Source organism: Arthrobacter sp. BB-1 (assembly GCF_006151685.1).
Classification (GTDB): domain Bacteria; phylum Actinomycetota; class Actinomycetes; order Actinomycetales; family Micrococcaceae; genus Arthrobacter.
This window is the reverse complement of sequence record NZ_VDEV01000027.1, coordinates 11,678-24,304: the sequence shown is the minus strand read 5'-3', so window position 1 is coordinate 24,304 and position 12,627 is coordinate 11,678. Positions and strand designations below refer to the sequence as shown.

Here is a 12,627-nt window from a genome sequence, read left to right as displayed (position 1 = left end):
CTCCCGAGTGTGCAGTGGCCCGGGAGCCCGGGAAGAGGTACCGGCTGGGGCCCGGTGGGAGTAGCCTCCTGCCATGGACTCCGATGTCCGCCGGCTGTTCCTCAGCACCGGCATCCACGTGCCGTGCCTGGTCCAGGGGGCCGCCCCGGCGCAGCCGCTGCTGCTGCTCCATGCCTGGGGCGAATCGCGCAGGAGCTTCGACCGGCTGGCCCCGCTATTGGAGGGATTCCGGATCTTCGTGCCGGACCTGCGCGGCCATGGGGAGGCAGACAAGCCTGCCACCGGCTACTCGCTCGAGGACCAGGCCCGGGACGTGGCGGCCATCCTCGATGCCCTGGGACTTAGGTCGGCCGCCGTCCTGGGTTCCTCCAGCGGGGGTTATGTGGCCCAGCAGTTGGCGGTGATGCAGCCTGAACGTGTTGACGCCCTGGTTTTGGCGGGTTCGCCTTTGACCCTTCAGGGGCGGCCCGCGTTCGCTGACGAAGTGGAGGCCGTCACCGACCCGCTCGACGAGGACTGGGTGCGGCAGTCGCTGCTGTGGTTTCCCCTGGGCCGGGCAGTGCCACAGTGGTACCTGGATGACCGGGTGGCGGACGGGTTGAAGTTGCCCGCGCACGTGTGGAAGTCCATGCTGGCCGGGCTCTGCCAGGCTGCGCCTCCCACGGAAACCGGAACCATCCGCGCGCCCGCGCTGATCCTGTGGGGAGAGCAGGACGGCCTCCTGCCCCGCAGCCAGCAGGAAACCCTCGCAGCCCGTATTCCCGGTTCAGTCCTGAAGACGTACGCCGGAACCGGCCACGTGGTCCTGTGGGAATGCCCGGAGCTGGTGGCCGCGGACACCAGGGCATTCCTCGCCCAATCCTGAGCCGCGCAGCCCCTTGGTCCGGACCCTCCTGAACATTTGAGACAATGTCAGGGTGAACCGAGCATCCTTGGATAAGCGTCCGGACGAAGTAGCCACGATGTTTGACGACGTCGCACCGAAATACGACGTCGTCAACGATGTCCTGTCCATGGGGCAGACCCGCCGGTGGCGGAAGATCGTGGTGGAAGCCATGGAAGTATCCAAGGGCCAGCGCGTCCTTGACCTGGCCGCCGGCACGGGCACATCCAGCGAGCCGTATGCCGATGCGGGCATAGACGTGGTGGCCTGTGACTTCTCCCTTGGCATGCTCAAGGTGGGCAAGCGCCGCCGCCCGGACATCGACTTTATCGCCGGGGACGCCACCAACCTGCCGTTCGCGGACAACACGTTTGATGCCAGCACCATCTCGTTCGGCCTGCGCAACGTCAACGAGCCCAAGAAGGCGCTGCAGGAGATGCTCCGCGTCACCAAGCCCGGCGGGCGCCTGGTCATCGCCGAGTTCTCCCAGCCCGTGGTTCCGCTCTGGCGCACCATGTACACCGAATACCTCATGCGCGCACTGCCCGCCATCGCCGTCAAGGTCGCCTCCAACCCGGACGCCTACGTCTACCTCGCCGAGTCCATCCGCGCCTGGCCGGACCAGGACCACCTGGCCGCCTGGCTGCAGGATACCGGCTGGGAAAACGTCACCTACCGCAACCTGACCGGCGGCATTGTGGCCGTCCACCGGGCGTTCAAACCTGCCCACCCGGCTCCGTCCAACGGCGGCGCTGCCGCCATTGCTGCGCACAAGGGCCCTGTGGCCAAGCTGCGCCGCAACATCACGCGCTGACCTGTGAAGGTACTGATTGTCGGGGCGGGGCCAGCCGGCTCCACCGCCGCGTACTACCTTGCCAAGGCGGGGATCGACGTCACCGTCCTGGAGAAAACGAGCTTCCCGCGCGAGAAGGTTTGCGGCGACGGCCTGACCCCCCGCGCCGTCCGTGAAATCCAGAAGCTGGGCCTGCCGCACCCTGAGAACGACGGCTGGCGCCGGAACAAGGGGCTTCGCCTGATCGCCGGCGGGCGCACCGTCGAACTGCCCTGGCCCGAGGTGTCCGACTTCCCGCAGTACGGCCTGATCCGCACCCGGCTTGGCTTTGACGAGGAACTGGCCCGGCACGCCCAGGCCGCCGGCGCCGCCATCCTTGAGCGGCACAGCGTCACCGAAGCGCTGCGGAACGCCGACGGCCGCGTCACCGGCGTCCGCGCAGCGCTCCTGGACGAGTCCGGACGCAGGACGGGCGAGACGCTTGAGTTCAGTGCCGACGTCGTCCTCGCCGCCGACGGCAACTCCACGCGCACCGCCGTTTCCCTGGGGATCCAAAAGCGTGACGACCGCCCACTCGGCGTCGCCGTCCGCACCTACTTCAGCTCGCCGCGCACGGACGACGACTGGATGGAAGGCTGGCTGGAGCTTCCCGGCCGCGACGGCAAGCTCCTGCCCGGCTACGGCTGGGTGTTCGGCGTGGGGGACGGCACCTCGAACGTGGGCCTTGGCATCCTGAACTCCTCGAAGGAATTCGGCAAGCTGGACTACAAGCAGGTCCTGCGCGAATGGACCGCCGGAATGCCCGCTGACTGGGGCTTCACACCGGAGAACCAGGTGGGCGAAATCCGGGGCGCCGCCCTGCCCATGGGCTTCAACCGCACCCCGCACTACTCGCCCGGCCTGCTCCTCCTGGGCGACGCCGGCGGCATGGTCTCCCCATTCAACGGCGAGGGCATCTCCTACGCCATGGAGTCCGCGCGCTTCGCCGCCGAGTTCTTGGTCGACGCCTCCTCGCGCTCGGCTTCTTCGGGCGGAACGTACGACGCCGACGCGCACCTTGCGCGGTACGCGGACTATGTGCGGGACCAGTGGGGCTCGCACTTCACGCTCGGCAGGGCCTTTGCCGCGCTGATCGGCAAGCCCGCTGTCATGAAGCTCGCGCTGCGGACAGGCATGCCAATCCCGGTGCTGATGCGGTTCGTGGTGCGGCTCCTTGCCAACCTCACGGACCCGTCGGCGCGCGGTTTTGAGGACCGGGTGATCCGCGTCCTGGAATCGCTGGTTCCGGCAACAACCAATACATCGCCCGCCCCGGCAGACTCCAATCAGCGGTATCCGCTACAAAAAGTTAGGGTTAACCCGTGACCAACGCCGCAGACCACAGCTGGACGCACGCCGGACACGGCCTGCCGGGCTCCGAACCCAGCCTTAACACCACCGCCATCGCAACGGGTTTGCAGCTGCCTGCGGGCTTCGCCGCCATCGCCGGGGACCCCGAGCTTGGCCCGGCCATCACCACCAACCTGGCCCGGGTGGAGAAAAAGCTCCGCGAAGCGATCGCCAACTCGGACCCCCTGGCTGATGCGACGTCGCGGCACCTGGTGGAAGCCGGCGGCAAGCGGATCCGGCCCCTGTTGACCCTGTTGTGCGCCCACCTTGGCGATGCTTCGCTGCCCGCGGTGGTGCAGGCCGCCGTCGTGGTTGAACTGACGCACCTGGCCACCCTGTACCACGACGACGTCATGGACTCCGCCCCATTCCGCCGCGGAGCGCCCACGGCGCACGAGGTGTGGGGCAACTCGGTGGCCGTCCTCACCGGGGACCTGATCTTCGCCCGGGCCTCGATCCTGGTGTCCGAGCTTGGCTCCCGTGCCCTTGGCATTCAGGCGCGCACGTTCGAACGGCTGTGCCTGGGCCAACTGCATGAGACCGTGGGCCCGCGCCCGGACGAAGATCCGATTGAGCACTACCTTTCCGTCATTGCTGACAAGACCGGTTCCCTGGTGGCGGCGTCCGGCCAGCTGGGCGCCATCTTCGCCGAAGCCGATCCCGCCTTCGAGCCCGTCCTGGTGGAGTACGGAGAAAAGGTGGGTGTGGCCTTCCAGCTGGCCGATGACGTCATCGATGTCACCGGCATCAAGGTCAAGTCCGGCAAATCCCCGGGCACTGATCTGCGCGAAGGCGTGCCCACCCTGCCGGTCCTGCTCCTGCGCAAGGCTGCCGCGGACGGTGACCAGTCCGCCGTCGGACTTCTCCAGCTCATTGACGGCGACCTGACCTCCGATGAGGCGCTCGCCGAGGCCGTTGCCGGACTGCGCGAACACCCCGTCACGGCAGAGTCGTGGGTGGTTGCCCGCCGGTGGGCCGATGAAGCCATCGCCGCGCTCGCCCCCCTGCCCGAGGGCGTAGTCAAGGACTCCCTGTCCAACTTCGCGCTGGCCGTGGTGGACCGCGCCAGCTAGCCCTGGATCTTGCACGGAAGCCCGGCCCCACGGTGCCGGGCTTCTTCTTTGCGTCGATTGCTCCGCACCTGCCCTTTTGGCCCGCCATAACGACCGGTGTGAAGCAATCGATGAGTTGGCGTTAAACGGGACAGCCCCGGTTCTCGGCAACGATACGAGTCATACGTTGCTTTGAACCGAGGCTGTCTCTCCGTTCGCATCAGACCCGCCGGAGGCGTTTAGCGGATCCGTGAATAGTCTATGACAGCTTTGTCATAGAACGCAAGTAACTTGTTACCTCTTCTGTCACAGACTTTTCGCTGGCTAAGACGTGGCGGTGACCGGAATGCGCCACTTATGAGTGTTGGGCTCCGGATGGCCCGGATGACTGCGGGGCAGGCGCAGGCGGCGGTGGTCAAAAATCACGCATTCCGGTGCAGGCCGGGGATCAAACCCGCTGACATGTTGTCCACATAGTCGTAAGTGCGGCTCGCGGAGCGTTCCAGGCGGCAACACGCTGTTCTGGTGGACATCAATGACTACATGATTCGGCACGGAGGAGCTGCCCGTGCACTGCAGCTGAAGAGGGCGGGTTTCTCTCGCACGATGGTCAGCCAGGTTGTTGGGTTGGGCGTACTTGTCAAAGTTCGGCGGGGCGTCTACGGGCTGCCTCGCCAGGACGCCATGGCCACGGCCCTGGCTGCTGGCGGCAGACTGACCTGCCTCTCCGCGGCGCCGGTGTACGGGCTCTGGACGCTCAACAGTGTTACAACCGTTCATGTCTGCCGCAGTCACCCGAGTAAGACGGCAGGGGTAAAGGACCATGGCCGGCCCAGGCATCCAAAGCATGCGTGGCTGCCCGTTGTTGGGCTGGCCGATGTCCTGCTTCACGCCCTTCACTGCCTTCCTGGGCCCGATGCTCTGGTCATGGTGCAGTCGGCCGTGGGCAGCGGAAGTATCTCCCTGGACTTCCTGTTCGCAAAATGCCAGGGTCGCCGGAACGGCAAAGCGCGGTCGGTACTGGATTTGGTGATTCCCAGAGCAGACTCGGTGCTTGAAGTCCTGGCCAACGCTCATTTCGCGAAAGCCGGGCTTCGGGTGCGGAGGCACGTCTTCATTCCCGGAGTGGGCGAAGTGGACTTCCTCGTGGAGGAATGCCTTGTGGTCGAGCGCGACGGGTCCACTCATTTTGAACCGCGTTCCGTGAAGCGGGACCAGCGGCGCAACAACCGGAGCATCGTCGATGGCTATCTCGTCCTGCGTTACTACTATGACGACGTCGTTCACTCGCCGGAAGCAATGGTGGCTGAAGTCCAGGCAGTGCTGAAGCTATGGCAAAGCGGTCAGTTTCGTGGCAATTCCGTCGGCAACTTTGGCCTATTTGCGTAGCTTATGGCTGAGTCAAAGCTGCCTGACCTCGGGAATCCAAGGGCCCGAGGCGGATCCAGCCCTAAAAACTACGCATTCCGGGCAGAAGGAACGAGATGAACAGGGGAACCCTAGTCTTCGTCGTCCTCGAAGGCCCATTCGAACATGTCGAACACGAACTCCGAGAAGGTGCCTTCCTCGGACTTCCACTGGCCGCGGGCGTTGTTGCGCCGGTACACGATGGGGTCCGGGACACTGAGATCGCCTACGCGGAAGCCCCAGGTGTACTCCTCTTCCTCGTCCTCGAGGAACATCAGGAAGCCCTCGTCGTCGACTTCGAGCTCGTCCGGATCCCAGAAGTAGTGGTAGGCCTCCATCAGGTCCTCGCAGCCACCAAGGGCCAGGTAGAACTCGCGGAGGACCAGGGGAATCTGGAACTGGTGGTCGGCCAGGGCCTTGTCCAGCTCTTCGGGGGACAGCCCGTCCTCTTCCTGCCATTCATCCTCGAGATACTTCGGAACAAGCGCACGGAACTTCTCGAGGAACATGTCAGTCATGCTTCATATCCTAGCTAATCGCGGCCCTGCGGTTCGCCGCTGCCAGCCCCGGTCCGGTGCCAGCCGTGGACGGCCAGCGGGATGCGCCAGGACCGCCGCCAGCCCAACACCCGGAAGGCAAACACGACCGCGGCAACGGCGCAGGCGGTGAGCGCATTGAAGGTCCCGGTCACCCAGAGCACGCCGGTCAGCGCGGCTCCACAGAATGCGGGTACGGCGTACAGGTCGGCAGGGTTGAACAGCTGCGGCACCTCGTTGGCCGTGATGTCCCGGAGCAGCCCGCCGCCCACCGCAGTGGTGACGCCCAGCAGGACTGCGGCCAGGGGGTTCACGCCAAAGCTGAGCGCCTTCAGCGTGCCGGTGATGCAGAAGAGGGCCAGCCCGCCGGCGTCGAACAGGACCAGCAGCGACGTGAAGCGCTGGAAAGCCGGGAACAGGAAGTACACCAGGACCGTGGCCAGCACCGGCGGGACCAGGTAGGCGGGGTTGGTGAACGCGGCCGGGATGACGGCGAGGATGATGTCCCTGATCACGCCCCCGCCGAGGGACACCAGCGAGGCAAGCAGGAGCGAGCCCACAATGTCGAACTGCTTCCGGGCCGCCAGCAACGACCCGGACACGGCGAAGAAGAAGACGCCGGCCAGGTCCAGCCATACCAGGGCGATGTCAAAAGGGAATGTCATGGAGCGTCCCGGCGGTTTAAAGAGGGCGGACAGAGCGGCTCCAACGTTACGCTAGCCCCTATGAACAGCCCCATCATGATCGCCTGCGCCCATGGGACGTCCAACACACAAGGTGCCGCGGAGGTCAACGCCCTCCGGGATGCCATTGCCGCGCTGCGCCCGGGCCTCGATGTCCGGGAAGCCTATGTGGACGTCCAGCAGCCGGATCTGGTGGACGTGGTGGCGGGCCTGCCCGAGGGGGAATCCGCCGTCGTGGTTCCGCTGCTGCTCAGCGTGGGCTACCACGTGAAGGTGGACATCGCGAGGGCTGTGAAGAGCCGGCCGGGAAGTGCCGCGGCTGCCCCGCTGGGGCCGGATCCGCGCCTGGCAGAGCTGCTGGACCAGCGGCTGCGGGAAGCCGGCGTCACGGACAATGATGTGATCGTCCTGGCTGCCGCGGGCTCGTCCAATCCCAACGCGGCCAAGAGCGTCGAGGAGCTCCTGGGCCAGTTGCAGCAGCTCCGGTCCAACCGGATGGTGGCCGCCTACGGGGCCTCGGCCAAGCCTTCAGTGCCCGACGCCGTCGCAATGCTTCGCGAGGAACTGGAAGGCGGTGCCGGCGCGGGGGAGTCCGCCGGGGCTGTCGACGTCGGCGGGCGTGTGGTGATTGCCTCCTACCTCCTGGCGCCGGGCTACTTCCACGACCAGCTCGCCAAGGCCGGCGCCGACGTTGTCACCGAACCCCTGCTGCCGTCCCCCGTGCTCGCCGAGATCGCGCTGGAACGGTACGACGCCGCCGTCGCAAAAATGAAGGAAACGCCTGCCAAAGCGCCTGAGGTTGAACGCGCAGCGCCCGCCGCCGCAGCCCCCGCAGGACCGGAGCCCGAAACACAGGAGGGTGGCTTCTTCAAGGCCGTCCGGCGTTTCGTGACGAAATATTTCCCTAGGTGACTTAGCGTTTCCGGGCCTTTGTGACGCTCTTCGGGCGGGACCTACAGTCGATGCATGACTGATACAGCTCTAGCCGGAGCGTCCGCGGACTCCGCTGCCTCCAAGCGCCCGGCCCGCACGTCCCGCCCCGCCGCGAAGCCGCACGGGCAGTGGAAAGTGGACGGCAAAACGCCCCTTAACGCCAACGAAACCTGGAAACAGGAAGACGACGGCCTCAACGTGCGCGAGCGTATCGAGACCATCTACTCCAAGGAAGGCTTCGACGCCATCCCCGGCCAGGACCTCCACGGCCGGTTCCGCTGGTGGGGCCTCTACACCCAGCGCAAGCCCGGGATCGACGGCGGCAAGACCGCAACCCTTGAGCCCCACGAGCTCGAAGACAAGTATTTCATGCTGCGCGTCCGCATCGACGGCGGCGCCCTCACCACCGAGCAGCTGCGCGTTATCGGCCAGATCTCCGTTGACTTCGCCCGCGACTCCGCCGACCTCACCGACCGCCAGAACATCCAGCTCCACTGGATCCGCGTGGAGGACATCCCCGAGATCTGGACCCGCCTGGAAGGTGTCGGCCTGTCCACCACCGAGGCCTGCGGCGACGTTCCCCGCGTGATCCTGGGTTCGCCCGTGGCAGGCATCGCCAAGGACGAGATCATCGACCCCACCCCGCTGATCGAGGAGCTGGGGGAGCGGTTCATCGGGAACCCGCTGCTGTCCAACCTGCCGCGCAAATACAAGACCGCAATCACCGGACACCCCAGCCAGGACGTGGTCCATGAGATCAACGACTTCGCGCTGGTGGGTGTCCGCCACCCGGAACTCGGGATTGGCTATGACCTCTGGGCCGGCGGTGCGCTGTCCACCAACCCGATGCTCGGCAAGCGCCTGGGCGCCTTCGTGAAGCCGGAACAGGCCGCGGACGTGTGGCTCGGCGTCACCAGCATCTTCCGCGATTACGGCTACCGGCGCATGCGCACCAAGGCCCGCCTGAAGTTCCTGATGGCCGACTGGGGTCCGGAGAAGTTCCGCCAGATCCTCGAGGACGAATACCTCGGCTACAAGCTGGCCGACGGTCCTGCCGCGCCCAAGCCCACCACCCCCGGTGACCACATCGGCGTGCACGAGCAGAAGGACGGGAAGTTCTTCATCGGCGCCACGCCGCTGGCCGGCCGACTGTCCGGCGCCGCGCTGGTGAAGCTCGCGGACACCCTCGAGGCCCGCGGCTCCTACCGGCTGCGCACCACGCCGCACCAGAAGCTCGTTGTGCTGGACGTCGAGAAGGACCAGGTTGAGCCGCTCGTGGCCGAACTGGACGCGCTGGGCCTGTCCGCCCGTCCGTCGGTGTTCCGCCGCGGCACCATCGCCTGCACCGGCATCGAGTACTGCAAGCTGGCCATCGTGGAGACCAAGCACACGGCCGCCACGGCAGTGGCCGAACTGGAGCGACGCCTGGCGGATCTGGCGGAGTCCGGCGAACTGCCGCACGCGCTGTCCCTGCACATCAACGGCTGCCCCAACTCCTGCGCCCGCATCCAGACGGCGGACATCGGCCTGAAGGGCATGATGCTTCCAACGCCCGACGGCGATCCCTCCCCGGGCTTCCAGGTCCACCTGGGCGGCGGGCTGGCTTCCAACGAACGCGAGGAAGCAGGGCTGGGACGCACCGTCCGCGGCCTCAAGGTCTACGTCGATGACCTGCCCGACTACGTTGAGCGCGTCGTCCGCACCTTCGTGGCCCAGCGTGCCGAAGGCCAGACCTTCGCCGAATGGGCCCACGCAGCAGACGAGGAGGCACTCCAGTAATGAGCAAGCATGCACTCGGAGTGGACCCGGTAGTTGCGCCGGCAGAAGCCGCTGCACAGGTGGAGGCCACGGCGGCAACCGCTGTTGCTGAACCTGCAGCCCCCAAACTCCGCTCCAAGGAAGAACTGAAGGCGCTGGCCGAGGCCGGCGCTGCCGAGCTCGGCTGGGACGCCCCGGCCCGCGACGTGATCGCTTGGGTGGAGCGCAACTTCGAGCTCCCCGCCGTCGCCGTCGCCTGCTCCATGGCCGACGCCGTCCTGCCGGCGCTGGTGGCTGACCAGATGCCCGGCGTCGACGTCCTGTTCCTGGAGACCGGCTACCACTTCCCGGAAACCTACGCCACGCGTGACGAGGTGGCCGCGAACCTCCGCGTGAACGTGGTGGACGTGCTCCCGGAGAACACCGTGGAGCAGCAGGACCGGCTGCTGGGCAAGGACCTCTTTGCCCGCGACGCAGCCCAGTGCTGCGCCCTCCGCAAGGTGGCCCCGCTGCAGCGCACCCTTGCCGGCTACGAACTCTGGTTCACCGGCGTCCGCCGCGACGAAGCGCCCACCCGCACCAACACCCCGCTGGTGGGCTGGGACGAGAAGAACGGCCTGGTCAAGGTCAACCCTATGGCCGCGTGGACGTTCGACCAGCTGGTCCAGTACTCCGACGACAACCTCCTGCCCGTCAACCCGCTGCTTTCCCAGGGTTACCCCTCCATCGGCTGCCAGCCCTGCACCCGCAAGGTAGCGCCCGGCGACGACCCCCGAGCCGGCCGCTGGGCAGGCACCGACAAGACAGAATGCGGACTACACGTATGAGCACTTCACTAACCGAGGAGACCCAGGTGACTGAGTCCGCCGTCTCAACCCGACTCTCCAGCCTGGACACCCTCGAGTCCGAGGCCATCCACATCATCCGCGAGGTTGTTGCCGAGTTTGAGAAGCCTGCGCTGCTGTTCTCCGGCGGCAAGGACTCCGTGGTGATGCTGCACCTGGCCACCAAGGCGTTCTGGCCGGGCAAGGTTCCGTTCCCCGTGCTCCACGTGGACACCGGCCACAACTTCCCCGAGGTCATCGACTTCCGCGACCGCACCGTGGAGCGCCTGGGCCTGAAGCTTGTGGTGGGCTCCGTGCAGGAGTTCATCGACCGCGGTGAGCTCGCCGAGCGCGCCGACGGCACCCGCAACCCGCTCCAGACCGTCCCGCTGCTGGACGCCATCCAGCAGAACAAGTTCGACGCCGTCTTCGGCGGCGGACGCCGCGACGAGGACAAGGCCCGCGCCAAGGAGCGCATCCTGAGCCTGCGCGACGAGTTCGGCCAGTGGGACCCGCGCAACCAGCGCCCCGAGCTGTGGAACCTCTACAACGGCCGCCACACCGTGGGCCAGCACGTCCGCGCGTTCCCCATCAGCAACTGGACCGAGCTGGACATCTGGCGCTACATCGAACGCGAGAACATCGAGCTGCCCGGCCTGTACTACGCCCACGAGCGCGAGGTCTTCGCCCGCGACGGCATGTGGCGCGCAGTCGGTGAAGTCTCCCAGCCGCTGCCGCACGAGGAAGTCATTACCAAGACTGTCCGCTACCGCACGGTGGGGGACATGTCCTGCACCGGCGCCGTGGAGTCGGACGCATACACCGTGTCCGACGTCGTGGTTGAAGTTGCCGCCTCCACCCTCACCGAGCGTGGCGCCACCCGTGCGGATGACCGCATCTCCGAGGCCGCCATGGAAGACCGCAAGAAGGACGGGTATTTCTAATGACCACCGAAGCAGTTCTCCCGGCGGACCTGGAAACAGCCCTGCCCACCACTTTGTTCCGGTTCGCCACCGCAGGATCGGTCGACGACGGCAAGTCCACTTTGGTGGGCCGCCTCCTTCACGATTCCAAGGCGATCCTGGCTGACACGCTCGACGCCGTTGCACGGACTTCGGCCGACCGCGGCTTTGGCGGGGAGAAGGGCGGGATCGACCTGGCCCTGCTGACCGACGGCCTGCGTGCCGAGCGCGAGCAGGGCATTACCATCGACGTGGCCTACCGCTACTTCGCCACCGACCGCCGCAGCTTCATTCTGGCCGACTGCCCCGGGCACGTTCAGTACACCAAGAACACGGTGACCGGCGCGTCCACTGCGGACGCCGTCGTCGTCCTCATTGACGCCCGGAAGGGCGTGCTGGAGCAGACCCGCCGCCACCTGTCCGTGCTGCAGCTGCTCCGCGTGGCGCACGTGATCGTGGCCGTGAACAAGATCGACCTCGTTGATTTCAGCGAGTCCGTGTTCCGCGAGATCGAAGCCGACGTGCAGCAGGTGGGCCGCGAATTGGGCCTCGGTTCTGATGGGATTACGGATCTGCTGGTGGTTCCCGTTTCCGCGCTGGACGGCGACAACGTGGTGGAGCGCTCCGAGCGCACCCCTTGGTACACCGGACCTGCGCTCCTCGAGGTCCTCGAAACCCTCCCTGCAGCCGACGAACTGGAAAGCCACCTGGAGAGCTTCCGCTTCCCCGTCCAGCTGGTCATCCGGCCGCAGGGCGCACTGGCTACGGACGCCGTGGCTGCCGGCCTGGACGTGGAGGCCTACCGTGACTACCGCGCGTACGCCGGCCAGATCACCGAGGGCTCGGTCAAGGTGGGGGACAAGGTCTCCGTCCTGACCCCCGGCCAGGACCCGCGCACCACCACCGTGGTGGGCATCGACTTCGCAGGCGCCTCGCTGGAGGAAGCCGCAGCCCCGCAGTCCGTGGCCATCCGCCTGGCTGAGGAATTCGACGTCGCCCGCGGTGACACCATCGCCGCCGCCGGGACCGTCCGCGAAGCCTCGGCCGACCTGTACGCGTCGCTGTGCTGGCTGTCCCCGAAGCCGCTGCGCGAAGGCCAGAAGGTGCTGGTGAAGCACGGCACCCGCACGGTCCAGGCGCTGGTCCGCAACGTTGGCGGCAAACTGGACCTTGCCTCCTTCAAGCTGGAACCGGCGTCCACCCTGGAACTGAACGATATCGGCAACGCGCAGCTCCGGCTCGCCGCGCCGCTGCCGCTGGAGAACTACCTGCACCACCGCCGCACCGGCGCGTTCCTGGTGATCGATCCGCTGGACGGCAACACGCTGGCCGCCGGACTGGTCAAGGACCACCCGGGCGACCACGAGGACGAGCGCTACAGCATCTAGTTTTCGCCGGAATCGCCAG

The 12,627-nt window shown here is 66.7% G+C and carries 12 protein-coding genes; 10 read left to right on the top strand and 2 right to left on the bottom strand.

Annotated elements, in window-relative coordinates; translation table 11 throughout:
- The first annotated feature begins 73 nt into the window (after positions 1-73).
- The 5 genes from FHJ30_RS15110 (at position 74) to FHJ30_RS15090 (ending at position 5,506) form a co-directional block, all read left to right on the top strand.
- Entirely contained in the window at positions 74-865 is a 792-nt protein-coding gene (locus FHJ30_RS15110; protein ID WP_139030083.1) for an alpha/beta fold hydrolase, read from the top strand.
- Between the two features lie 52 nt (positions 866-917).
- Positions 918-1,697: a demethylmenaquinone methyltransferase gene (locus FHJ30_RS15105; protein ID WP_228404108.1), complete on the top strand. Its 780-nt coding sequence runs from the start codon at positions 918-920 to the stop codon at positions 1,695-1,697.
- Positions 1,698-1,700: 3 nt separating this feature from the next.
- Positions 1,701-3,041 (top strand): geranylgeranyl reductase family protein, encoded by a 1,341-nt coding sequence (locus FHJ30_RS15100; RefSeq protein ID WP_139030082.1) that lies wholly within the window; start codon positions 1,701-1,703, stop codon positions 3,039-3,041.
- Complete coding sequence (locus tag FHJ30_RS15095) at positions 3,038-4,138, top strand: polyprenyl synthetase family protein (RefSeq protein WP_139030080.1); 1,101 nt, start codon at positions 3,038-3,040, stop codon at positions 4,136-4,138. The genes FHJ30_RS15100 and FHJ30_RS15095 overlap by 4 nt, the downstream gene beginning before the upstream one ends.
- Positions 4,139-4,642: 504 nt before the next feature.
- Positions 4,643-5,506 carry an endonuclease domain-containing protein gene (locus tag FHJ30_RS15090; protein ID WP_139030078.1) on the top strand — a complete coding sequence of 288 codons (864 nt, stop codon included), beginning with the start codon at positions 4,643-4,645 and terminating at the stop codon, positions 5,504-5,506.
- Positions 5,507-5,616: 110 nt separating this feature from the next.
- Here the strand turns inward: FHJ30_RS15090 and FHJ30_RS15085 are convergent, their stop codons facing one another.
- Positions 5,617-6,042, bottom strand: a complete 426-nt coding sequence (locus FHJ30_RS15085) for a hypothetical protein (protein ID WP_139030076.1) — start codon at positions 6,040-6,042, stop codon at positions 5,617-5,619.
- A gap of 14 nt (positions 6,043-6,056) precedes the next feature.
- A complete protein-coding gene (locus FHJ30_RS15080; protein WP_139030074.1) occupies positions 6,057-6,725 on the bottom strand; it encodes a trimeric intracellular cation channel family protein in 669 nt (222 codons plus the stop codon).
- 60 nt (positions 6,726-6,785) lie between these two features.
- On the opposite strand from FHJ30_RS15080, the gene FHJ30_RS15075 reads away from it, so the two are divergent.
- From FHJ30_RS15075 to FHJ30_RS15055, 5 genes are read left to right on the top strand one after another with little or no spacing between them, the layout of a single operon-like run.
- Positions 6,786-7,655, top strand: a complete 870-nt coding sequence (locus FHJ30_RS15075; protein ID WP_139030072.1) for a sirohydrochlorin chelatase — start codon at positions 6,786-6,788, stop codon at positions 7,653-7,655.
- Between the two features lie 54 nt (positions 7,656-7,709).
- Positions 7,710-9,455 carry a nitrite/sulfite reductase gene (locus FHJ30_RS15070; protein ID WP_139030070.1) on the top strand — a complete coding sequence of 582 codons (1,746 nt, stop codon included), beginning with the start codon at positions 7,710-7,712 and terminating at the stop codon, positions 9,453-9,455.
- Positions 9,455-10,261 carry a phosphoadenylyl-sulfate reductase gene (locus FHJ30_RS15065; RefSeq protein ID WP_228404105.1) on the top strand — a complete coding sequence of 269 codons (807 nt, stop codon included), beginning with the start codon at positions 9,455-9,457 and terminating at the stop codon, positions 10,259-10,261. The genes FHJ30_RS15070 and FHJ30_RS15065 overlap by 1 nt, the downstream gene beginning before the upstream one ends.
- Complete coding sequence (gene cysD / locus FHJ30_RS15060) at positions 10,258-11,202, top strand: sulfate adenylyltransferase subunit CysD (protein WP_120691969.1); 945 nt, start codon at positions 10,258-10,260, stop codon at positions 11,200-11,202. The genes FHJ30_RS15065 and cysD overlap by 4 nt, the downstream gene beginning before the upstream one ends.
- A complete protein-coding gene (locus FHJ30_RS15055; RefSeq protein WP_139030069.1) occupies positions 11,202-12,608 on the top strand; it encodes a sulfate adenylyltransferase subunit 1 in 1,407 nt (468 codons plus the stop codon). Before cysD ends, FHJ30_RS15055 begins: the two co-directional genes overlap by 1 nt.
- Positions 12,609-12,627: the final 19 nt, after the last annotated feature.